This is a genomic window from Lewinella sp. LCG006 (assembly GCF_040784935.1).
Taxonomy (GTDB): Bacteria; Bacteroidota; Bacteroidia; order Chitinophagales; family Saprospiraceae; genus Lewinella.
Map to the genome: position 1 here is coordinate 2,512,501 of NZ_CP160680.1, position 21,927 is coordinate 2,534,427.

Annotated in this window: 16 protein-coding genes and 2 rRNA genes (1 of these 18 only partly in view); 6 read left to right on the forward strand and 12 right to left on the reverse strand. The window is 46.5% G+C overall.

The window, feature by feature from the left end:
* Positions 1 to 1,011 (forward strand): 23S ribosomal RNA (locus tag AB0L18_RS08730); it begins 1,819 nt to the left of the window's first position.
* A gap of 125 nt (positions 1,012 to 1,136) precedes the next feature.
* Positions 1,137 to 1,246 (forward strand): 5S ribosomal RNA (gene rrf, locus AB0L18_RS08735).
* Between the two features lie 167 nt (positions 1,247 to 1,413).
* On the opposite strand, the gene AB0L18_RS08740 is transcribed toward rrf, so the two are convergent.
* Complete coding sequence (locus AB0L18_RS08740) at positions 1,414 to 4,422, reverse strand: glycoside hydrolase family 3 N-terminal domain-containing protein (RefSeq protein WP_367392202.1); 3,009 nt, start codon at positions 4,420 to 4,422, stop codon at positions 1,414 to 1,416.
* A 22-nt stretch (positions 4,423 to 4,444) separates the two neighbouring features.
* Positions 4,445 to 6,421 carry a tetratricopeptide repeat protein gene (locus tag AB0L18_RS08745; protein ID WP_367392203.1) on the reverse strand — a complete coding sequence of 659 codons (1,977 nt, stop codon included), beginning with the start codon at positions 6,419 to 6,421 and terminating at the stop codon, positions 4,445 to 4,447.
* Between the two features lie 124 nt (positions 6,422 to 6,545).
* Here AB0L18_RS08745 and AB0L18_RS08750 point away from each other — a divergent pair, with 124 nt between their 5' ends.
* The gene (locus AB0L18_RS08750) at positions 6,546 to 7,841 is read left to right on the forward strand and encodes an O-antigen ligase family protein (RefSeq protein ID WP_367392204.1); all 1,296 of its coding nucleotides are present in this window, start codon (positions 6,546 to 6,548) and stop codon (positions 7,839 to 7,841) included.
* Here the strand turns inward: AB0L18_RS08750 and AB0L18_RS08755 are convergent.
* From AB0L18_RS08755 to ligA, 6 genes are all read right to left on the reverse strand, one after another.
* The gene (locus AB0L18_RS08755) at positions 7,774 to 8,475 is read right to left on the reverse strand and encodes a rhomboid family intramembrane serine protease (protein ID WP_367392205.1); all 702 of its coding nucleotides are present in this window, start codon (positions 8,473 to 8,475) and stop codon (positions 7,774 to 7,776) included. The two genes, AB0L18_RS08750 and AB0L18_RS08755, sit on opposite strands and share 68 nt — an antisense overlap.
* A 28-nt stretch (positions 8,476 to 8,503) precedes the next feature.
* Positions 8,504 to 8,896, reverse strand: coding sequence for a hypothetical protein (locus AB0L18_RS08760; RefSeq protein ID WP_367392206.1), 393 nt, complete (start codon positions 8,894 to 8,896; stop codon positions 8,504 to 8,506).
* A gap of 298 nt (positions 8,897 to 9,194) precedes the next feature.
* The gene (locus tag AB0L18_RS08765) at positions 9,195 to 10,193 is read right to left on the reverse strand and encodes a fatty acid desaturase (protein ID WP_367392207.1); all 999 of its coding nucleotides are present in this window, start codon (positions 10,191 to 10,193) and stop codon (positions 9,195 to 9,197) included.
* A 315-nt stretch (positions 10,194 to 10,508) separates the two neighbouring features.
* Positions 10,509 to 11,852 carry a tRNA (N(6)-L-threonylcarbamoyladenosine(37)-C(2))-methylthiotransferase MtaB gene (gene mtaB / locus AB0L18_RS08770; protein WP_367392208.1) on the reverse strand — a complete coding sequence of 448 codons (1,344 nt, stop codon included), beginning with the start codon at positions 11,850 to 11,852 and terminating at the stop codon, positions 10,509 to 10,511.
* A gap of 48 nt (positions 11,853 to 11,900) precedes the next feature.
* Positions 11,901 to 12,170 carry a peptide methionine sulfoxide reductase gene (locus AB0L18_RS08775; RefSeq protein WP_367392209.1) on the reverse strand — a complete coding sequence of 90 codons (270 nt, stop codon included), beginning with the start codon at positions 12,168 to 12,170 and terminating at the stop codon, positions 11,901 to 11,903.
* Positions 12,167 to 14,308 (reverse strand): NAD-dependent DNA ligase LigA, encoded by a 2,142-nt coding sequence (gene ligA, locus AB0L18_RS08780; RefSeq protein WP_367392210.1) that lies wholly within the window; start codon positions 14,306 to 14,308, stop codon positions 12,167 to 12,169. The genes AB0L18_RS08775 and ligA overlap by 4 nt, the downstream gene beginning before the upstream one ends.
* 187 nt (positions 14,309 to 14,495) lie before the next feature.
* Between ligA and AB0L18_RS08785 the strand changes: the two genes are divergently transcribed.
* The gene (locus AB0L18_RS08785) at positions 14,496 to 15,086 is read left to right on the forward strand and encodes a hypothetical protein (protein WP_367392211.1); all 591 of its coding nucleotides are present in this window, start codon (positions 14,496 to 14,498) and stop codon (positions 15,084 to 15,086) included.
* A 22-nt stretch (positions 15,087 to 15,108) separates the two neighbouring features.
* Here AB0L18_RS08785 and AB0L18_RS08790 read toward each other — a convergent pair whose 3' ends face one another.
* Positions 15,109 to 15,864, reverse strand: a complete 756-nt coding sequence (locus AB0L18_RS08790; protein WP_367392212.1) for a glycoside hydrolase family 73 protein — start codon at positions 15,862 to 15,864, stop codon at positions 15,109 to 15,111.
* Positions 15,865 to 16,159: 295 nt separating this feature from the next.
* Between AB0L18_RS08790 and AB0L18_RS08795 the strand changes: the two genes are divergently transcribed.
* Entirely contained in the window at positions 16,160 to 16,672 is a 513-nt protein-coding gene (locus AB0L18_RS08795) for an OmpH family outer membrane protein (protein ID WP_367392213.1), read from the forward strand.
* A 96-nt stretch (positions 16,673 to 16,768) separates the two neighbouring features.
* Here AB0L18_RS08795 and AB0L18_RS08800 read toward each other — a convergent pair whose 3' ends face one another.
* Complete coding sequence (locus AB0L18_RS08800; RefSeq protein ID WP_367392214.1) at positions 16,769 to 18,265, reverse strand: PhnD/SsuA/transferrin family substrate-binding protein; 1,497 nt, start codon at positions 18,263 to 18,265, stop codon at positions 16,769 to 16,771.
* Between the two features lie 109 nt (positions 18,266 to 18,374).
* On the opposite strand from AB0L18_RS08800, the gene AB0L18_RS08805 reads away from it, so the two are divergent.
* On the forward strand, positions 18,375 to 19,100 hold the full coding sequence (locus AB0L18_RS08805; RefSeq protein ID WP_367392215.1) for a DUF554 domain-containing protein: 726 nt from the start codon (positions 18,375 to 18,377) through the stop codon (positions 19,098 to 19,100).
* Here the strand turns inward: AB0L18_RS08805 and AB0L18_RS08810 are convergent.
* Both AB0L18_RS08810 and AB0L18_RS08815 read right to left on the reverse strand, forming a co-directional pair.
* Positions 19,051 to 20,406: a DUF2851 family protein gene (locus AB0L18_RS08810; protein ID WP_367392216.1), complete on the reverse strand. Its 1,356-nt coding sequence runs from the start codon at positions 20,404 to 20,406 to the stop codon at positions 19,051 to 19,053. The two genes, AB0L18_RS08805 and AB0L18_RS08810, sit on opposite strands and share 50 nt — an antisense overlap.
* 60 nt (positions 20,407 to 20,466) lie before the next feature.
* Positions 20,467 to 21,924 carry an O-antigen ligase family protein gene (locus AB0L18_RS08815; protein ID WP_367392217.1) on the reverse strand — a complete coding sequence of 486 codons (1,458 nt, stop codon included), beginning with the start codon at positions 21,922 to 21,924 and terminating at the stop codon, positions 20,467 to 20,469.
* Between the last annotated feature and the right edge of the window lie 3 nt (positions 21,925 to 21,927).

Consider the following 21,927-nt stretch of genomic DNA (forward strand, 5'->3'; position numbering starts at 1 on the left):
TAACCCAAAGCTATTGACTGAAGCCCCAGTAAACGGCGGCCGTAACTATAACGGTCCTAAGGTAGCGAAATTCCTTGTCGGGTAAGTTCCGACCTGCACGAATGGTGTAACGATCTGGGCACTGTCTCAGCCATGAGCTCGGTGAAATTGAAGTATCGGTGAAGATGCCGATTACCCGCAACGGGACGAAAAGACCCCGTGAACCTTTACTACAGCTTCACATTGTGTTAGGCTATAAGATGTGTAGGATAGGTGGGAGACTACGAAGCGGTCACGCCAGTGGCAGTGGAGTCGTCCTTGAAATACCACCCTTCTTATAGTTTGATACTAACTCCAGCAACAACTGGAGGACATTGTGTGGTGGGTAGTTTGACTGGGGTGGTCGCCTCCTAAAGAGTAACGGAGGCTCGCAAAGGTACCCTCAGCATGGTTGGTAATCATGCGAAGAGCGTATGAGTATAAGGGTGCTTGACTGGGAGAGAGACATCTCGATCAGGTGCGAAAGCAGGCTTAAGTGATCCGGTGGTTCCGCATGGAAGGGCCATCGCTCAAAGGATAAAAGGTACTCCGGGGATAACAGGCTGATCTCCCCCAAGAGCTCACATCGACGGGGAGGTTTGGCACCTCGATGTCGGCTCGTCACATCCTGGGGCTGGAGAAGGTCCCAAGGGTTGGGCTGTTCGCCCATTAAAGTGGCACGCGAGCTGGGTTCAGAACGTCGCAAGACAGTTCGGTCTCTATCTGTTGTGGGCGTAGGAATATTGAAGAGATCTGTCTCCAGTACGAGAGGACCGGGATGGACGAACCTCTAGTGTACCTGTTGTGGCGCCAGCTGCATTGCAGGGTAGCTATGTTCGGAATGGATAAGCGCTGAAAGCATCTAAGCACGAAGCCAACTCTAAGATGAGTATTCCATGAGGGTCGTAGAAGATGACTACGTTGATAGGCTACAGGTGGAAGTGCAGTAATGTATGGAGCCGAGTAGTACTAATTACCCGAAAGCTTCCTTTTTAAAATATAACTTTACTTGACGCTTTACGGTAGTAAGCCGAGTAGACTACAACTTTATCCCTTTTCTTGTCTATGTTTATCAATGGATAAACAAAAGAAATAAGCAGCGAAAGCTGTAAAGAATTATTGGTGGCTATAGCAAGGAGGTTCACCTCTTCCCATTCCGAACAGAGAAGTTAAGCTCCTTAGCGCCGATGGTACTGCCTTTAGGTGGGAGAGTAGGTCGCTGCCAATTTTATGAAGGGTCATTCGCATAACGCGGATGGCCCTTCTCCATTTTTAGCCCAACCATCAACCAACAACCATCTATCTAACCATACGTGAAACTAGTGATTAGCAGCAACACAGTCTGTTCGCTGCCTGTTAATAGCATAATGGAACCCCTGCGTTAGTTGATCCTCTTTACTCCAAAGTGCCCGATTCTACTTTCTCTGGTAAAACTGATCCCTCGATGGGTGAGACAGGTGGGCGGGTCATTCGCCTAATAATAGCATTATAAGCTGCTGCCTGAATACGGGGGCGATAATTTTCCCTGCCTAACTTGTTGTTCTGCATAGAAGGGTAAGTTCTATTAGACAAGAATACGACGACCAATTCCTCCGTAGGATCTGCCCAAACACAAGTGCCCGTAAACCCCAGGTGACCAAAAGTACGCCGACTTGCTTCTTGAGCGATGTTTTGGCTGCGGTTGGGGTCAAGTTGCTTCATGTCGAAGCCTAAACCTCGGCGTGTTTCATCTTCAAAACGAGAAGTGAATTCTCTAACAATCTCAGGCTTTAAATAAACATGGTTGCCATAGATACCTCTTTGGAGTAGCATTTGCCATAATACGGCTAAATCGTGGGCATTGCCAAAAAGCCCCGCATGACCACTTATACCACCCAACATTGCTGCCCCCATGTCATGGACATAACCATGGACCGTCTCTTTACGCCAATAATTGTCAATTTCGGTAGGTGGGATTCTGTTTAGCGAAAAATGCTCTTTGGGTAGGAAATCAATATTGAATAAGCCCAAAGGTTCATAGAAACGCTGACGAACGTAATCATTTAAGCCTAGCTGACTCAGTTGTTTGACAAGACGAGCGAGGTAATAAAAACCTAGATCACTGTATCGGTAATTGTTATTAGAACGAAGATCAGATTGGTCTATGCTGTACCAAATAGAGTCGACATAGTTTTCACTAAGAAAGATATCATCGCTGACTTCGATCGTATATTCTCCACCAGGAGAAGAGTGATAGAGGTTGTTAGATTTTTGCCCACGCTCATCCAGTGTGTTTCTGTAAAAAGGGATCCAAGGCGTTAATGCTGCACGGTGTGCCAATATTTCCCGGATAACCAAGTTGTTTTTGTTGGTACCTTTAAGCTCTGGTAAATAATGGCCAAGGGTTTGATCAAGGTCAAGTTGCCCCGTTTGTACCAAATCCATAACTGCGAGCGTCGTAGCAGCAACCTTGGTCACAGAAGCCAGGTCATAGATGTCATCCTTGCTTACTTCGCGATCCTGGGTATAGGTATGGTGCCCAAAGGCTTCGTGAAATACTACTTTTCCGTGGCGTGCAATTAACACAACGCAGCCAGGTGTGGCACGCGTATCGATGGCTTCTTTAGCCAGGGCGCTTACGTATCTTTGTAAGCTGTCGGTGCTCATCCCCACACTTTCAGGCGTTCCATAGCCTAATCGAAAGAGCTTACTGGTACTAAGGCCTGCATTGTAATGGCTTTTGGGAGACGCGGTAATGGGGAGCCGCCCATCAAAACCAATGGCGCCAAAAATAGCTTGTGCTGTTTTATCCTGGGTTATATCGTCCTCATTGTAAGCTTCTACAACAGTACCTAGTTCGTCAAAAAACTTAAGGCTATATGGGTTACCAAAGACCACCAGTACCACTTCGTTTTGCTGATTTAATCTTTGTAGAAACTTGAGGGTAGAAGACTTGATACCAAAATTACTGCTAGCAGAGCTGCCCATGTTGTGTAAGCTAACGATAACTAAGTCTTCATCGGCAAGGCGATTGAGTAACTTTGTTGCTTCTTCCTCAGAGATGTCGCTGTCGGTATACAGTAAATCAACGGGAGCGTAATCCTGTAGCCTTTGTTGGAAAATGGTTCTTTTGTTGCTGCCAATGGCTAAAGCAGCTCTCTGCTGCTTAGCAATTTCTTTTATGGGTAAAAGATTGCGATCATTACGAACGAGCGTCAGCGCATTCTCTATCAACTTTTCCTTCAAGGCTAAGGCATCAGGACTGTTCAGTTCTGCCAGTGCATTGTCTTCTATAAGAGGGGTAAAGGTTTGTAAGCCCATACGGTATTTGGCTCGCAAAACCCTTTTGATTTTCCTGTTGAATTCAGCTTCACTTAGTTGGCCTTCCTGCAAGTATTGTTTGATCTTCATCTCGGCGTTGGCCAAGCTTTCAGGAAGGAGTAAAATGTCGTTTCCTGCCAGCAAAGAAGCGGCCTCTACCTCACCGTCACCAAAATGCTTAGTGACGCCCTTCATTTCTAGCCCATCGGTAAACGTGAGACCGTGAAAACCTAGTTCATCCCGCAAGACCCCATTCACCGTAGCAGGAGAAAGGGAGGTGGGGTAATTTTCTCTAGGCTCCAAGGCGGGTACCTGTAGATGGGCTACCATCACACTTCCCACACCGTGATTGATCAATGACCGGAAGGGGTAAAGCTCTATACTATCGAGCCGCTGCCTGGTATGTGGAATAATTGGTAAGTCAAAATGAGAGTCTACATCGGTATCACCATGACCAGGAAAGTGTTTGGCGCAAGCCACAATGCCATTGTCTTGCATCCCTCGCATATAATTTACGCCTTTGATGGCTACATTGAGTCGATCCTCGCCAAAGGAGCGGGTGCCAATAACGGGGTTGTTTGCGTTGTTGTTCACATCAACGACGGGAGCAAAATTTACGTGTACGCCTACCCTATGCATCTGTCGGGCAACTTCGCTGCCTAACTCATAGATCAGACCATTATTCCGAATGGCACCCAGCATCAACTGACGCGGAAAATCCTGAACACTTTTCATGCGCATATTTAACCCCCATTCGGCATCCATCGCAATCATCATCGGTAGACTGGCCTGGCTTTGATAGCTATTAATCAAGCGTATCTGAGCTTCAGGGGTGCCTTGAAAAAAACACACCCCCCCAACGTGATAGTCACGAATGAGGCGTTCTACGGCTGCGACATGATCGGACCCTAAATTGGAATGTGCTCGAATCATGAAGAGCTGCCCCAGGCGCTGTTCGAAAGTCATACTGCGAAATACAGAATCGACCCAGATTGCTTCCTGAGCGTTGGACTGATCAAGATTGGCATGGTATTGCCCCGCGAGCGGGAGCACTGCTAGCAAAAGTATACTCGACAGGGCGAGTGCACGAAAGAGAATACGCATGTTCATAACTGGGATTTAAAAATTAATTACCAGAGCGGACTTTCGTCTCAATATCAGGGTCTAGTTGTCGGGCTTTTTGCAAAGCTTGTTCAGCTGCTTCGGCTTGTTGGTTATTCCTATAGGCCGTGCCGAGGTCGTACCACGCTCGGGCATTGTTAGGTTGGAGTTGGGTGTTCTTTGTAAATAACTCAATTGTTCGAGGGGTATTGCCTGCTATGCCATTGGCTACGCCTAAAAGGCGGATGGTCTCATAATCTTCAGGCATGGCTTGGTAAGCTTGTTCCAGGTATTGAATAGCTGTCCTTATATCCCCTTTTTGTTCACCATAATAACGTCCAGCATCGCGGTAGGTAATCATCAGGTTATCAAAAGCTTGCTCGTAGCCGGGGTCTATCTGCCGAGCCTGTTGATAAGCCTGGATGGATGCTTCGTACTGCTTGAGGTAATTGAGGACATTGCCTTTGATGAAGTAAGCCTGTTTGTAGGTAGGGTGAATACGGATAGCCTCTTCAATGTGGCCAAGGGCTTCTTGCAACATGGATTGGCGTACCTGCTGTTGTTCTGGTGGCAGTGCCGCCCATTGAACAGACAGTTCTCCGGCCATGGCGTTCCGCAGTTTCGCACTGTTAGGAGAAGTATAGATGTCGGTCGTAAAGAGGGTGTAATTGTCTTTCCAGGCAGGGTTGCGAAGAAAGGTTAATACCATTAAAATACCACCAAAAGCCAGCGCTATTCCGGTTGCTAAACGATGGTTTTTTAAGTAAGTAAATAAACCCCAGGCGACTAATAAAGTAAAACCTACCGAAGGCATAAATAAGAATCGCTCAGACATGTTGGTACCTACCGGAAAGACGATATTCGATACCAGGGAAAGTGTACCCAGATAGTAAAGTACGGCAAAGCTGCCAATGTTTTTGCGAAGAAGACCCCATAGACCATAGACCAATAAACCTAGGTACAAAAACAAACTCAGCAATACACGCCAATCGTTAAAGCGCATGATATCTATCTGCCGGGGATAATAGTCGTGGGTGAGTTGTACGGGCGCCACCAATAATTGGGCGTATTTTCCAAGCGTATAAGTAATGGTTGCTGCTTTCTCACTTCCTGAAAAGTCTACCCAGCGGCCTTGCTCCAATTTAAGGAAAGGATTGTTCATGAGCTCCTGGCTTGGTGGGCCTGCATCCCATCCTAATATCGAACCACGGATCATTAAAAACACAAGGGTCGCAGCTAAAAGCGGTGAGATACGCTTAACAATATCTCCCATCTTGGTTGGTGTAAACACAAAAAGCGCCAAAGGAGCAACGCCTAAAAATGTGATGGCGTTTTCTTTGGCCAATAAGGCCAGAAAAAAACAAACTCCTGCCAAAGCCGTGCGCAATGTGCCTCCTTTGAAAAGCAACCACAAACTGGTCAGACTGCCCAAGAGTGTAATGATTTCGTCGCGCCCTTTGATATTAGCTACCGCTTCGGTATGCAAAGGGTGTACCGCAAAAAGGAAAGCCGCCAAAAGGGGAATCCAGTAAACCGCTAGTAAATTTATTTCACGATCCCAGGATTTACGGGCTTGAAACATCGCTAGCAACAACAAATAAAGCATCACCACCGTGAGCCCATACCAAAGGGCATTAAATACGTGCATCACAGCTGGGTTGGCATTGAACAGGCCGTACTCTACGGCAAACATAGCAGGGGTGAGAGGACGGTAGCGGCCACCGGCCACCAATTTTGCCTTTCCCTCGACTTTGAAAAACCCATAAAAGGTATCGTACTGAAAAAGTCCAGGAATACCTGCTACTCCTTCCGTCGTAAACATGTTTTCGGTAATCACGATCGCATCATCTTGCGCGAAGTCGTGAGAGAAGGTATTGGCATAAAGAACAACACTCAGCAAAAATAAGCCACCGGCGACCAAGCGGGTGCGTCCCAGCCATGCCCAGGCAGCGGGGAGGGTCTTTGTTTTTTTAGTGTTGTTTTTTTTATTTTTTGTAGACATAGAGTACTGAAGCTAGCTGTACCGTGCTAATTTAGATAACTTCAGTGACATTATTTAAAGCAAGCACTAAAAGCAATACCTTTTAATGGCGGGCGTTCGAAAATCGAGTATATCTTTACAACTCATGCACGAAGGGATCAAAAAACTACTCGGACCACCCACTTATCAGTTCATCGGTGTACTGGCGCTACTCTTTATTTTAGTAGGCCTGGTAGCGTCATCTGCAATGATGAGCATGGGGGTGATAGGCCTTGCGATGGTGTGGGTACTCCACCCGCAAATCAAAAGCAATGTACAGGCTTTGTTAAGGCAACCCGTTTTTTGGACCATCGTTCTACTGTTTATAACCTGGGGAATTAGTGGCTTGTGGTCGGAAAATACCGATTACTGGGCCAATCGTATGCGTATGCGCCTGCCATTTCTGCTCATGCCTGCAGGTTTGTTGGCCATCCCCCGCTTTGATCGCAAGGTGTATTATCCTTTGCTTTACGGTTTCTTCCTGTTGTTGAGTGTGATCTGTCTTTGCCTTTTAGCTTGGTACCTGGTAAATTTTTCGGAGATCACACTAGCGTATAAAAAAGGACAGGTACTGCCTACCCCGGTGATGCATATCCGGTTTAGTTTGATGGTGGCTTATAGCGTCGCCATTGGGATTACTTTTTTACAAGAAAAATGGACTTGGCGTTACGCTTGGGAAAGAGGATTACAGTATTTTCTAACAGGCTTTTTAATCCTCTTTTTACATATCCTGGCGGTGCGGAGTGGTCTGGTGGCACTGTATGGTGTTCTTTTTTATTTTTTAATTAGGGAAATTGTCCTGCGTCGTCGTTGGTGGTTTGGCATCATGGCTGCACTTCTAATGGTGGTGGGTATGGCTACGGCATATTTTACCCTTCCATCTTTGCAAAATAAAATAGATTATACGCTCTATAATCTTTACCATATTCGGCATGATAGCAACAGTACGGAACTATCAGATTCACATCGTGTAGGGACGATTCAAGCAGGATTGGCCATGGGCAACGAGGCACCCATTTTGGGGGTTGGTGTTGGTGATGTCAGAGATAAAACCGAAGATTATTTGCAGGTGAATTATCCCAGTGTAGCGGGATCTGGTTTCACCCCACAAAGTCAGTATGTATGGCAGTACGCTAGTATGGGGTGGGTAGGTTTATTGTTGTTTATCGTAGTGACCTTACTGCCTCTTTTCTATAAGAATGGTTGGAAATATGCCTTGTTAGGAAGCTTTTTAGCGATAGCGATACCTTCCTTTATTATTGAGCAAACCCTGGAAACACAGCTAGGTACAGCGATTTACCTTGTTTTTTTACTGATGGCTGCTCGCTACTATTTTATAGAAGATCTGTCCGATCATAGTAGGCTGCATCAACCATTGGTTCCCCTGGCCGGGGATAATTAAACCGGTAATAAAGCCCCACAATCAGGCCAAAGGCAAAGCCGGCGATATGTGCCCACCAGGCGACACCAGCTGTTTGGTTGGTCATGGATTGTAGGGCTTGGTTGCCTAAAGTTACTTGCTGAACAATCCAAAAGATCAGAAACAGGAATGCTGGAATGCGGATGAAAAAAATCAGCACGAGCATTTTTATTTTGGAAGTAGGATACATCACCAGGTAAGCCCCCATTACGGCTGAAATGGCACCACTAGCACCAACAGTAGGTACTTCACTCCCCATGTTGAAATAAATGTGCCCAGCATGAGCGGCCAGCCCACCAATGATATAAAAAATCAGGAAACGGAAATTACCAATGGTAGCCTCGATGTTGTCTGCAAAAATCCAAAGGAAGAGCATATTACCCAGTAGGTGCATCCAGCTACCGTGCAAAAACATACTGGTGAACAAGGTGAAAGTATCCTTCCCTGCGAGGGTCTCTACAGGAATACTGCCGTAGGTATACACAAATTGTTCAAATCCGGGAACAGATAAGGAGGCCTGGTATAAAAAGACCAGGACATTGATCACTATGAACGTGTAGCTGAAAAAAGGGAAATATCCCCCTTTTACCTGATCGTCACCGATAGGGAAGAACATAAAGGATGGCGTTGGTAAAAAAGATGGTTTAGAGACTGCTCACAATAAGTTGTAAGCGGTAAGTTGCGGGATCGATTTTTTCACCTTCTGGATAAGGACTCAGCGATTCCGCCGTGAAAATATATCCCTCCACCAGTGCTTGTGCTTCTTCGGGTTTACCGTTTCTCAGCGTCAGGGTTAAGGGGTCTCCATTGACGAGTAAGTTTACTTTTGCTTGGCCTTCCCATACGCAGTTGGTGTTTTTTGGGCAGCGAGAATCTTCCGATACTTCCAACCATTTTATGGTCATAGCCGCTGATTTATTGACCAATTCCTGTTCAGGAGAGAGGGTGAAGGATTCCCCCAAAGGGAAGGTGGCGGTGTCATCGCAGGCATTGGCCAATAGCATCGATAAGGAGAAAAGCAAAAGGATAGCTTTCATAGTTTTATTCTTTCTGCTAAAGGTAAAAAATAATAGCCTTATGAGTAGAGTTGTTGTGCTAGCAGAACGCTAATAAATATCCCGGACTTCGCACATCGGCAAAGCCCGGGATATTGGGAACTTGAAAAATCAAGTACTAAGGGTTCGGCGAAGAATAACTTCCCCATTTGATGCGGCCCTCTTGCCGCCATACTTCGTTGCGTCGTCGGTTGCGTAGCTGGGCTACGCGCCCATCCTCGTGCCTCGTCTGGCGGCAAGATGGCTCTCCTGAAAAGGACAACTTATTCTTCGCCGCCCCCTAAGCAACGACGCGTGCTTTCTCCAGATCGTACTGGCCATTTCCTAGTTTGTAAAGCAAGGTGAAATGGCTTTTTACGGCACCATAAAAGGTCTTGTGCTCGTGATAAGGAATATTGAATTCCTTAGCTGTAGCTTTTACAATCGGAGAAATATTGCGGTAGTGAACATGGCAGATGTTGGGGAACAAATGGTGTTCTACCTGATAGTTTAAGCCTCCGATGAACCAGGAAAAGAAGCGACTGCCATTAGCGAAATTAGCAGTGGTCTTCAACTGGTGAATGGCCCAGTTGTTTTCCACACTTCCCGTTTCGTCGGTATGAAAAAATTCTGTCTCCTCAATCACGTGTGCAGGTTGGAAGATCAATGCCAGGGTCATTCCACAGATGAAGTGCATCACTAAGAATCCGATGAGGAAATGCCACCACACTTGTCCCCCAATCGTAAGAGGAAGTACAATGGTTACGATAATGTACCCAATTTTGTATAGGGATACTTCCAATAAGGCTTGTTTGAAAGTTTTGCCTTGGGTACCCAGTAAATTCTTTTCACGATACCGCACAAGCTGCTCGAAATCTTTACTCAAAAACCAATAGATGGTCATCAAGGAGTAAAGTATCGGTGCGTAGATGATCTGCAAACGGTGAATAGGCTTGCGTTTGGTATCTGGTGTTAAACGGAGAATTGCTTTCTGAATATCTTCATCGTGCTCGTGGATATTGGTAAACGAGTGATGAAGTACGTTGTGTTGAATTTTCCAGTTGATGTGATAACCACCAATGAGGTTAACAGTACTCCCTAAAAGGTTATTTAAGGTTTTATTATTGGAGTAAGCTCCATGGTTGGCATCATGCATGATGGATAATCCGATACCGGACATTCCAAGTCCCATCAATACCCACATAAGGAGGCTCCACCCAAAAGTTTGCGTGACACCAGCAATCAATATAGCCAGTGGAATAAGGTACAAGGCAATCATGAAACCCGTTTTGAATTTCATGTTCCAATTTGCATGACGGGAAATCTCACGATCTTTGAAATACTGGTTAACACGTTGCCTAAGCTCTTTGAAAAACTCGGGCTGGTCCTCCACGTTAAATTTTACTGCTCTTGAATTCTGCATAAGTTTGATGATGTGTCGCCTATGTGAGCTACGACCTGAACATAAAAAGTGGGCTCCTAACCCGGAATCACATGGCGAGGGCTGCTATTAAAAAGCTGAAAATACGAATTATCAAGCAGAAGAAGGCCGAAAAAACTTAAAATGACGGTAATCTGGCAACCAATAATTTGCTTAAATACGGTGCCTATGTGACTAAACAAGCGCGGAATCCAGACTGGCAATGACTAATCCTTCGGCATTTACGGTATTTAATGCTAGCGGAGTGACATGGTTAATCCAACTAGGCGCTAAAGCCACATCTACTTTGACATAATTGTCGGTAAAGCCGGTTAAATGACCTTTCTTTTTACCTTTTTCCAGTAAGACTTTACGTACCGTGCCCAACTGCGATTCGTAAAAATGACGCTTCTTTTTTTCGCTCAAGATGTTGAGCATCTGATTTCTCCGGCGCCGTTCTTCCATAGGGACAACATCGGGGAGTAAGGCTGCGGGAGTATTTGCGCGCTCCGAATAGGTGAATACGTGGAGGTAGCTGATGTCGAGCTCGTTGATGAAATTATAGGTCTCCAAAAAATCGGCTTCGGTCTCTCCGGGGAAGCCTACGATGACATCAACGCCGATACAGCAATGAGGCAGATGCTTTTTGATGAGTGCTACCCGATCGGCGTATAACTCTCGCTGGTAGCGCCGCCGCATGGCTTGTAGTTGCTTGTTGTTACCCGATTGCAGGGGCATGTGGAAATGAGGTGCAAAGCGAGTTGACTGCGCGACAAATTCGATAATTTCTTCGTTGCACAAGTTAGGCTCGATGCTGGAAATACGAAAACGTTCAATCCCTTCTACTTTATCCAGCTCACGGATCAAATCGATAAAGAGGGCTTCTTTCTTGGGCCGGATACCTTCAATGACTTCGGTACCATTGCCAAAGTCGCCGATGTTTACACCCGTGAGAACGACCTCGCGGGTACCCATTTTGGCAATCTCGCGGGCATTGGCGACCACACTTTCTACGGTGTTGCTACGGCTTTTTCCCCGTGCCAAAGGGATGGTGCAAAAGGAGCATTTGTAATCACAGCCATCTTGGACCTTAAGAAAAGAGCGGGTGCGATCACCAAAGCTGAAAGCATGAATGAAATCTTTGGCTTCCTGCACTTCCCCGGCTTTCACCATGCCTTTGCCTGGTGCCTGACTGAGGTCGTCGATGTAGTCAAGGATTCGAAACTTTTCGGCCGCTCCTAGTACGAGGTCTACGCCAGGAATGTCTGCAATTTCCTGCGGCTTTAGTTGGGCATAACAGCCGACGACGACGACTTTGGCTTGCTCATTTTTGCGGAGGGCACGACGGACCACATTGCGGCACTTTTTATCCGCAAAATCCGTTACCGAACAAGTATTGATCACGTAGATATCTGCCCCATCGTTGAATGGCACAGCGCCATAGCCCGCATCCTCAAACTGTCGACCAATGGCCGAGGTTTCAGAATAATTAAGTTTACAGCCCAAAGTATAAAAGGCAACCGTGCGTGGCGTAGCCATGATCTTGATTTAGTTCAGGCCGCAAAATTAAGGCTTTTTCCTTAGCCTTCAATCATTTCTGTGGTCAGAACTTTGTAAGACTACACCATTGAGGAAGTCAATGACTTTGGCCGTGGGCATCTCACAAGGTTTGAGCAATGCCTTTTTCGATGTTTGGTAAAAGTTCAGGCTAATGAAATCATTACCCCCCAGTTCTTCCGCAAAGACTTTGCTGGATTTTCCTCCGTTAAAGGTCTTTTTGCTGATTCCGTATTTTCGACCCTGATAAATTCCTTCGGAATACCCTTCCGGTAGCTGGTCAATCAGTGTTTTAATCATGCTCCTACCTGTTCCAAAAACTCCTCCTCCGTCATGATGGTGACGGTACCGAGTGCCTCGGCTTTTTTGAGTTTGGATCCTGCTTTTTCTCCAACGACCAAAATGTCAAGGTTGCCACTTACCGCACTGATGTTTTTGGCACCCGCAGCAGCAGCTTTTTCCTGGGCTTCCTTACGGCCGATTTGCAAAAGTTTGCCCGTAAAGAGAATGGTTTTTCCCACAAAAGGCCCTTCCGTAACGGCCGCTACAGGTTGGTCAGCCTCGGTAGCCGTCAGATTGACGCCGAGTGCCTCCAATTCTTCGAGCATGGCAATGTTGGCAGGATCAGCAAAATAGGCGCTAACGTTCTCAGCTACTGTGGGGCCCACATCCTTGATGTGGACATAATCTTCAAAGGTCCAATCTTTGAGCTGTAAGACGTGTTCCAGTTCGGCGGCAAGCAATTTAGAGATTTTTTTACCCAAGTGATGGATACTCAAACTGTGGAGCAGGCGGTGAATAGGATTGTTTTTTGCAGTATCAATAGCAGCCTTCAGGTTGGTTGCCGACTTCGGGCCAAAACCCTCAAGCTGAGCAATTTTTTCGTAATCAAGCCGGTAAATATCTGGCAAGGTTTTCACCCATCCTTGTTCCATAAAGCGCTCTACAATGGAGCGGCCCAAGCCGTCGATATTCATAGCTGGTTTGGAAACGTGGAAGATGATTCGCTGTAGTACTTGTGCGGGGCATTCGTAATTGGGGCAACGCCAGGCAGCTTCTCCTTCTGCCCGGATCAGGGGTGTTGCACAAGATGGGCATTTGTCTGGAAAAATAATGGGCTGCTCACTTCCGTCCCGCAAGTCGTCTAGCGCTTTCACAATGTAGGGGATAACATCCCCGGCGCGCTCAATTAAAACGGTGTCCCCCAAGCGCAAGTCTTTTTCAGAAATAAAATCTTCGTTGTGTAAAGAGATGGACGAAATTGTAACACCGGCCAGGGAAACAGGGGCTACCTTAGCGACGGGTGTGATAGAGCCAATCTTGCCAATTTGGTATTCCACCGCATCCAGTTTTGTCGTGGCTTGCTTGGCCGCAAACTTATAGGCAATGGCCCAACGCGGATGGTGGCTGGTAAAGCCTGCTCGCTCCTGAAGAGTTCGGTCGTTGACTTTTACGACCATGCCGTCTACTTCGTAGGCATAAGCCTCGCGGCCATTCTCCCAAGCCGTACAGTAATCAATTACCTCCTGGATATTTTTGCATAGCTTGCGTTCTTTCCCATCGATGGGTACTTTAAACCCTAGCTTTTCCAGTAGATCAAGGCTTTCATAGTGCGTAGGAATAGCATCTAACATGTTTTCGCCGGCCTCGTTGATGGCATACCCTAGGGTGTACAAGAAGGCTTCCAGATTGCGTTCCGCCACTTCTCTGGGGTCTTTCATGCGGAGCCCACCGGTGGCGGTATTGCGGGGGTTGGCAAATAAGGTTAAGCCCTCTTCTGCCCGGTTTTTGTTGATGGCCTCGAATTTATCTTTCCTGATCAGCACCTCGCCACGTAGTTCCACTTTCGTGATGTTTAAATCACTGAACGAAGCGCGGAGAGGAACGGAGCGAATGACCCTTGCGTTGGCGGTCATCTCTTCTCCTTCTTGCCCATTGCCACGGGTTGCTGCTCTTACCAGATGGTCACGCTCGTAAACGAGGGCAATACTGCCTCCATCGAATTTAGGTTCCACGGCATAGACGATATCTTCTTCTTCTTCTTCTGCCATATTGAGCATACGCTTTACCTGCTGATCAAACTCCTGCAAATCCTCAGCGTTATAGCTATTAGCGAGGGAAAGCATAGGAGTGAGGTGAGGAACCGTAGGAAATTCATTGCTGACATCACTGGAAACCCGCTGCGTTGGTGAATCGGCAGTAATAAGTTCGGGGTACTCTTCTTCCAGCGCTTCCAACATTTTGTACAACTGGTCGTACTCAAAATCACTGAGCACTGGATCGTTTTGGATATAATAGCGCCATTCGTGGAAAACAATCATTTGGCGCAATTGCGCGTTACGGATAGCGGGTGATTGTGCCAGCAGGGTAGCGTCACCTTCCAGGTAGGCTTTAGAGCGGGCAACAAGTTCTTTTTGCACAGGGGAGCTGTAAGTCATGCTAAAAATGCTACTTTAATATTGGGCTTATTCATGCCAAGCAGAACAAGTCTATTGGTTCCAAACCCAAAGTTAGAAAAACTATACCGATCTAAGGTCAGTTGGGTGCAGACGATGATTGGTAGCTATTCACTAGGTAGAGTTGTTGTGTGTTGTTTACCTTTGTACTGTAAAATATACATTTCTTATGGCCAAGTCATTGTTGCTTGTTTTTTCTGGGTTTTTATTCTTCTTAGCGCCTGTTTTGGCGCAAAAAGAGGTAAAGTGTGCCATTGCTTTTGATGAAGTAGACCCCTTTGATAGTTTACGTACGATTGGCTCGGAAGTCGTTGCGCTAGGTTACATGATTCCCAGTAAGTACGAATTGGAAGATGGTCCCAAGGTGATTGAAGAGGCAGAAGCGATTTTGTTGTATTCTGAAAACGATAGTATCAGTGGCTTTTTCTTTCATCTTTTTATGCCCGAATACAAGCTGCAATCCATCAATGAAGGGATGAATGTGAAGCTTTTGCTGGACGATGATTCCGTTATTGGCTTTTACAATGTACCGGATGAGGGCGAATTTGATCGGACGATCAATATGCGAGTTTACCAGCACACCTGCCCCATACCACTGGATTATTATTATAAATTGGCCTATCACAAAGTAGCGCAGATCAGGGTGGAGTACGAAAAGCAAAACCGCACCCTTATCCTCAACGAAAAACAACAGGAAGCACTACGAACAGCCATTCAATGCGTCGGTCGTCGAATAGGTTTGTACCCCATCAAACCTTGATCTTTTTTATGATCTCGCGTTGTTAAATGTCGTACTGGTACAGCTCCAGGTCTTCAATGATTCGAATCAGTTTTTCGGCATACTGTGGGTCGGTGGCATAACCTGCCTTTTTCAGTCCTCTGGCCCAGCCTTTATAGTCCGACTTCTTTAAACGGAAGAGTTTTTGGTAGCGGTCTTTTTGGAGGAGCTGGCTGTGGGCCGTGTAGCTTTCTTCTACCGTAGAAAACTTCCGGAAAAAATCTTTGTGATGGTCATCGTTAAAATTGGTGCAATGACCTTTTTCACAACGCTTAGAAAAGCATTTGATGCCAAAGTGATTGTTGTTCTCGCGCGCCAACCTACTATCCCCAATATTGCTTTCTAGTAATCCTTGCGCCAAAGTAATGCTTGAAGGTATCCCGTAAGTATTCATCTCTTTAGCGGCCAATGATTGATAGGTACGAACGTAGGCAAGTTGCTTGCGCCTTTTTTCGCGTTGTGCAGCGGTGAGGCTGTTATCTTCGGTTTTGGAATGCTGCATGGAGACGTTTTGGGCCTGCACTTCATCATCTTCAAAAGGATCAAAGAATAGTGATTGGGTGCTGGTCGTCAAAAATCCACTTTCTCCTTTCTGCATGGAGAAGTTGATGGAAATATCCTTATGGGTCACCATCCAACCAAGGATTAAAAGGGCACACAAGCCAAGCCAACGCCGGCGGAACCAATCTTCGAAATTTTTCCAATACAATTCAAATGAAGCTTTGAGCTTGGCGGGAGTAAGGTTTTCGTACGGATTCATGACACGTTTCGTTTGTAGTTAAAACAAAATTAAACATTATTGTTTTAAAAACAAATAATTGCAAACATTTTTATGAATTAAATGCTTTTGGTTGAGTGCCTGCTTTCTATTCTAGTTGAACTCAAGCGAATCAAATCTCCATACACAGTCCATTGACCAAGCTTAGCGCTTCGCTTGTGCACGGAAATTTGTTCGATGTGGTACAATTTTTTGACTTAATAACTGTTTTCCTCTCGCCTATTTCTCACAATCTCGGAAAAGCGTACCTTTGCGCTCGATTAAATTGATATTACTAATGAAGAAGATATTATTACTTGGGGCATTGTTTGTTGTTAGCCTTGGAAGTGTACGTGCACAGGAGCTTTACGGACACTTGAATTTTGGCAACTTAATTGCTCAGATGCCTGAAGCAGTAGCTGCAAATGACAGCCTGGAAATTCTCCAAGCGACCATGGTTGCTACTGGTGAAGCAAAGGCACAGCAATTCCAACGTGATGCAACAGCTTTTATAAAAGCCGTACAAGGAGGAGGGTTGACGCCATTGAAGCAGCAGGAACAGCAGGCCGCTTTGGAAAAGCGTCAGTTGGAAATCCAGAATTATGAGCAGGTAATCATCAATACCATTGGTAAAAAGCGCAATGAAATGCTTAAGCCAATCGTCGCTCGTGCTCAGGCTGCCATTGATGAAGTGGCCAAAGAGAATGGCTACGTGATGGTTTTTGATACCAGCATTTTTGGTGCCATCATGTTTGCGAAAGATACGGAAGATATCATGCCTCTGGTGAAAGCCAAGTTGGGTATTGAGTAAAGAATAAAAAAACCTTGATGCTCTCTTCGGGGGCATCAAGGTTTTGTCTTAGATCGATAAGCGGGGACGCGACTGTTATCTATTCTGTGTCGCTCATTATTCCACTTCAATCCCCTTCACTACCGATCGGTCTACCACCTGCTCCCATTGGAGTGCGGGTTCCAATAAAAATTGTGGGAACTGAAATTCGAGAAACTGCCGGTAGAGCTGAGCTGCTGGAGAGTGTCCTTCTTCTGTCAATTGGAAAAAGACAAGGTTTTCTTCAAGGGTAGAAAGATGGACTTTTTCCAGAGAGGATTGAAAATAGGTGCGCAAGCTATCGATCAAATCCGCTTTGATTTTGCTGGGAATAATAGTAGGCAGTGGTTCAATAATGGCTTCAATGAGCACGCCTAGTGCGCCGATTTTGTAAAGCTCATCCTCGTTGAAGCGATTGATTTCAGCAAACCAGCCTTTGAAAAGCATGATGAGCTCTTCTTTATTGAGGTTGATAAACTCTTCGGTAGCCACTACCACATCCGTGATCAAGTTTGGATAGTCACCCGTGTGAGCGATCACTTGGGTACCTGGCACTTCCACCAGGCATGATTCCACGTAAGGGCTCCAAAGCACTACGGCATCGATGGTTTCGTCGTGAGTGAAATTGGTGCAAATGACATCCAGGTCCATATCCTTTTGAGGCTGATGGACAATATCGAAGGTATCCATACCGGCCTCCTGCAAAACGTACTTCAGGAAAGTGAAGGCTGGGGAATCGTAGGGGTAAATCACCTTTTTCCCTTTGAGTTCCTCCAGGCTGGTAATGCCATTGCGAGTAATGATCGCATCGGCACCATTGGACCAACTGACCTGGGCAATGACTTTAGGGTTTTTGTCTTTTAGTTTGTACAGCACGGAAGGAAGGCGGTCCAAGGTAGCCCAAATCAGGTCTGCTTCCCCTGCCTTCATCAAGCGGCAAGTTTCCTCCACGTTGTCACTGAGCTCGTACCTTACACTGCGTTTGAACTCTTTATACAAAGGCGTCAGTCGCGAGCGGACGAAACCATTGTTGTACATAATCCCTCCCATGAAACCTACCCAGGTGGGGATGACAAAGTTGATACTGCGCGCATCGATTTCTTTGATGTACTGGCTGAGTGTTTCGGTGATCTCGCGGTAGATGGCCTCCCTGTTGTCGGGGTTCTCAATGATGCGGTCGAAGAACTTGAGCTTTTCAATGTCAAAAGCATCATCGTATTGATCGCGCCACATGAAATCTTGCACAATGACGGGCATGATGTAACGGCCTTTTCCAGCGTGTGCGGCATAGTTGGATAAGAGGATGCGTGTTTCTTCATCGAAGACATTTTCGATGGCAAAATCAGCACTCAACAATAGCAAAGTGATATCGGCTTGGCTAAGTTCACGGCGAATTTCCTGCTTGACTTCGACGCCTAGATCAATGTCATTGACCGTCCAAATTCTGACGTTGCTGTGCATTTTAGCAAGCAGCCCCAGGTGACGTTCCATTTCTCCCCAATAATGAAGATCTGCCTCTGCATACAAAACCGCGATGTTGATATTTTGGGCCCCTTTGTTTTTGTTGGATTTCATGCTGGGTCGGTGTGAGTTTGACTTGCAATATAATTGAAGCTTGTAAAAGTTACGCTGAGTTAACGAGAAAAGGAATAATTTTAGTGCCGTTTTCAAACAACCAACGCTTATGAACCTCCGCAACAGTAGACTTCCAATTGGCACCCTGATTAATATGGGCACCGTGACCATTGGCAGCCTGATCGGCTTGTACCTGCAAGGGGTGTTTCCTGAAAATATTCAGTCGATCATCTTTCAAGCCATTGGTTTAGGTACGCTCGTACTCGGTGTCATGATGAGTCTCAAAGTACCTGAGGGCTATCTGCTCAACTTTATATTCAGCTTGATTCTGGGTGGGGTTGTCGGAGAACTACTGGGTGTGCAGACCGTCTTGCAGGGTTTGGGTGATACCATTAAGACTGCGCTAAACATTACCGAAGGTGCTTTTACGGAAGGGCTCATCACGGCTTTTCTCCTGTTTTGTATTGGTAGCATGACCTTCGTGGGCGCCATTGAAGAAGGTCTCGAAGGCAAACGCGATCTGCTACTGGTCAAATCTACCCTCGACGGAATTTCATCCATCGCCTTTGCTGCTACTTACGGCATTGGGGTATTGTTCTCTATCGTTCCCATGTTGATCTTTCAGGGAGGTATTACCTTACTTGCGCGGCAGTTGCAGCAATTCTTTACGCCTACGATGATCGCCCAACTCAGTGCCGTAGGCGGTGCCTTGATTATTGGTATTGGTATCAATATTCTGGGTTTGGGGATGGTCAATGTTGAAAATCTGTTGCCGGGCCTATTGGTTACTCTTCCGCTAACGTGGTTGCAGCAGCGGGCAAAAGCCACCAGCTAGGGAGGTAGAGCACGTCTTCTTCCATCACATCGGGCTTCCGCTTGAGGATGCTACAACCGATGGCACAATCAAGGCAGCGCTTTTCCTGGCAATAACTATTTTTCAATTGCAATAATGCCTGACTTTGCCCTGCTTGTTTGGCTTCTATACCCAGGGCTTTCCATTCGGCAAGGATATGGTTGTTTTCTGCTGGTACGGCTTCCATTAAACGCAAGGCCCGTTCCTGGTAGAGGTCTGCACCGCGTTTTTTGCCATAAAGGAAAATAAATGGTGCAATGATGTTGATCACCAGCAGATGTATCCTGGCTTTACCTAAGGTTTTGGCACTTTTTTTACTGGCCTTATCAAAACGGAAGTGCGTTTGCCAATAATTGGATAACTCCACCACGAAGGCATTTTCTATTTCGCGTAAATTTTGCGCCACCAACATTTTGCTAAACAGCTGTCCGGTACGAAAGAGCAAGGTGGTCCATTGGGCAATACGCACGGAAGGGAAATTGGCCGGCCGCATCCGCATAAATTTCCAGTGATTGCCGGACATGGGCTGGAGCTGGTATTTCTGTTTTAAAAACTGGTACTCCTTTTGTAGCTGGCGGGGATATTCATCCGCAAAGGTTTCCTCCAGGAGGCCTGCTTGCCCAAAAAGGAGAGCCTCCATTTGGGGTAAGCTGTTTTTGTGACGCAGCAACGTTTTGAGCGGAAGAGATTCCGCCAACATCAGAAAAGGATCGGCATTGACTTTGAGGCCAAAGCCCCAGGCGAGGCTCTGGTAAAAAGTCTCTTCCCAGTCGCCACCATTGCGATTGAGGCGTTCTTCGAGGGCTTGGGTACGCTCTTCCAGCCGCTCTACCAGCAGGCGGTCCAACCAGAGGTTAAAGGTGATTTCGGGCACGATGTACAATTGTTGCTGGCAGGGCACCCAATTTTCACTATGGAGCAGGCGCAGGTACTGCTTGGCCAAGCCTACGGGCAGGTAGTTGCGCAAATCCAGGCAGGGTATCCGCTCGCCGTCGTGGTGGCGTATGACCACATCTTCTTCCAACACAACATGGAGAATGACATTGTTGTAATTGGGATCATCCTGGTGCTTGTGCGCGTGCCACTCGGAGCTACGCAGGTGCATCTCCACATTGCCCGCCCATAGTGTCCCATCGATACGGATACGAGCATCCAGAAAGTCTGGCCCGGCGTGATGGTTGTGCTGGCCTGGATGGATAATTTCGAGTGCTTGCCCCGTCGTCGTCTTGAGTTCAGTTAATCGAAAGCGGCGGAGGCGCCATACAAAGTGTAGAAAATCTTCTCGCATGATAAAGGTCTTTATATACTAGGAGTATAAAACGAGAAAAATTCCACGATGGGCGGGGAGTTATTTTTTCTTTTCTTTTTGCAAAAACAAATCCTGATTAATCAACAAGGCAAGATTAATGAAGAAAAAGGAGCCCACCTTATCGGTTTCGATCAGGTCGTTGATCAATAAAAATGCGGTAATGATAGTTGTGGAGAGTAAGACGGTCAGGACGATGCTTTGCCTGAAGGGATAGCTTGCTAAAGCGTGATAAAGTTGTTCTGCACGAAGGAAAAAAACGACCAATAGTGCCAGAAATATCAGCAGGCCGGGTAAGCCCTGCTCCACTAAAGTCATGAAAAAATAGCTGTGTACGCCTGATTGCTCGGGGTTGTCACTCACGTAAGTTTCAAAACTGGTGACGGCGAAGGGTTTGTAAAAGTTGACGAAGTTGCCTGGGCCCCAGCCGAAAAGGGGGCGTTCGGGTGCCATGTTCCCTGCCGCAACCCAGCGGTAGACCCGCTCCATGGTGGAGATGTCTTCCATTTTGTAGGTCGCTTCAATCAGGTTATCAAAACGTTCGTGAGAGATGGTGCGGTCGTAATTCGGGGCAAAATCAAGGTAGGTATTGTCTTGGGCAATGTATATTACGCCAGCCAATGCAGCAATGCCTGCCCCAATGAGCGCGTATTTCATCAAGCGCCAGCGGACAATGAAGTAGGTGCCAGCGGCGATCACCAGCGCAACGTATGCTGCTCGCGTAAACGACAGGTAGATGGCACCAAATACCAGCAGGCTTGCACCTGACAGGACCACCCATTGCCAGCTCCATTTGCGGTAACGTACGAGCATTAATACCATAAAAGGAAAAAACAAGGTGAGGGCCGCCGCATAATTGACGTGGTTGCGCTGGAAAGGGTGCATGATACTATGGATGCCCTGGAAAGAAAAGCCCAACAGCGCGTGGCGTACAACAATGATGGTAACCATCAGGATAAAAGGCCAAAAGAAAATCCAGAAAAACTTCCTGTAGTCGGCCTCACTCCTGATAAGGTAAGCGGTAAGCAGAAAAAAGGTCACCACGTACCAAAGCTTGGCCAGAAGGAATTTTAGCGATACGACAAACAAGTCGGAGGTAATAGTCGTCGTCGCCAACCAGGCCAGATGCAAGAGGAGCAACAGGGAGAGTGGATGCTTTAATAAATCGGTGGACAAATGTTTGATATTGCGGAGCATAAACAAACCGAAGAGGAGCATCAGCCCTACAATCAAAGGCTCCGTCGGAAGATCGGTACCCAAGCCATTGGGGAGTTGTACTTCTGTAGAGATAGGAATGCAGGCAATGAGCAACCAATAAAGCGGCTTGAAATCTACAAGCGCCAAATAAATGATCAGGAGCGCGGCAGGAATGCCTGCCAGAATATAGTAACCACTGGCCGCCGCTACAAAAACCGACAATAATACCATCACCACAAACCCCAGCACCAAGCCATGGCCAGCGGGTAAATTTGCAATCTGTTGTCGGAATTTAGTATACATCAC

Bases quoted from the DNA above. Each gene is read 5' to 3' on its own strand.
- AB0L18_RS08740 (WP_367392202.1), bottom strand. From the start codon at position 4,422: ATGCGTATTCTCTTTCGTGCACTCGCCCTGTCGAGTATACTTTTGCTA.
- AB0L18_RS08745 (WP_367392203.1), bottom strand. From the start codon at position 6,421: ATGTCTACAAAAAATAAAAAAAACAACACTAAAAAAACAAAGACCCTC.
- AB0L18_RS08750 (WP_367392204.1), top strand. From the start codon at position 6,546: ATGCACGAAGGGATCAAAAAACTACTCGGACCACCCACTTATCAGTTC.
- AB0L18_RS08755 (WP_367392205.1), bottom strand. From the start codon at position 8,475: ATGTTCTTCCCTATCGGTGACGATCAGGTAAAAGGGGGATATTTCCCT.
- AB0L18_RS08760 (WP_367392206.1), bottom strand. From the start codon at position 8,896: ATGAAAGCTATCCTTTTGCTTTTCTCCTTATCGATGCTATTGGCCAAT.
- AB0L18_RS08765 (WP_367392207.1), bottom strand. From the start codon at position 10,193: ATGAAATTCAAAACGGGTTTCATGATTGCCTTGTACCTTATTCCACTG.
- mtaB (WP_367392208.1), bottom strand. From the start codon at position 11,852: ATGGCTACGCCACGCACGGTTGCCTTTTATACTTTGGGCTGTAAACTT.
- AB0L18_RS08775 (WP_367392209.1), bottom strand. From the start codon at position 12,170: ATGATTAAAACACTGATTGACCAGCTACCGGAAGGGTATTCCGAAGGA.
- ligA (WP_367392210.1), bottom strand. From the start codon at position 14,308: ATGACTTACAGCTCCCCTGTGCAAAAAGAACTTGTTGCCCGCTCTAAA.
- AB0L18_RS08785 (WP_367392211.1), top strand. From the start codon at position 14,496: ATGGCCAAGTCATTGTTGCTTGTTTTTTCTGGGTTTTTATTCTTCTTA.
- AB0L18_RS08790 (WP_367392212.1), bottom strand. From the start codon at position 15,864: ATGAATCCGTACGAAAACCTTACTCCCGCCAAGCTCAAAGCTTCATTT.
- AB0L18_RS08795 (WP_367392213.1), top strand. From the start codon at position 16,160: ATGAAGAAGATATTATTACTTGGGGCATTGTTTGTTGTTAGCCTTGGA.
- AB0L18_RS08800 (WP_367392214.1), bottom strand. From the start codon at position 18,265: ATGAAATCCAACAAAAACAAAGGGGCCCAAAATATCAACATCGCGGTT.
- AB0L18_RS08805 (WP_367392215.1), top strand. From the start codon at position 18,375: ATGAACCTCCGCAACAGTAGACTTCCAATTGGCACCCTGATTAATATG.
- AB0L18_RS08810 (WP_367392216.1), bottom strand. From the start codon at position 20,406: ATGCGAGAAGATTTTCTACACTTTGTATGGCGCCTCCGCCGCTTTCGA.
- AB0L18_RS08815 (WP_367392217.1), bottom strand. From the start codon at position 21,924: ATGTATACTAAATTCCGACAACAGATTGCAAATTTACCCGCTGGCCAT.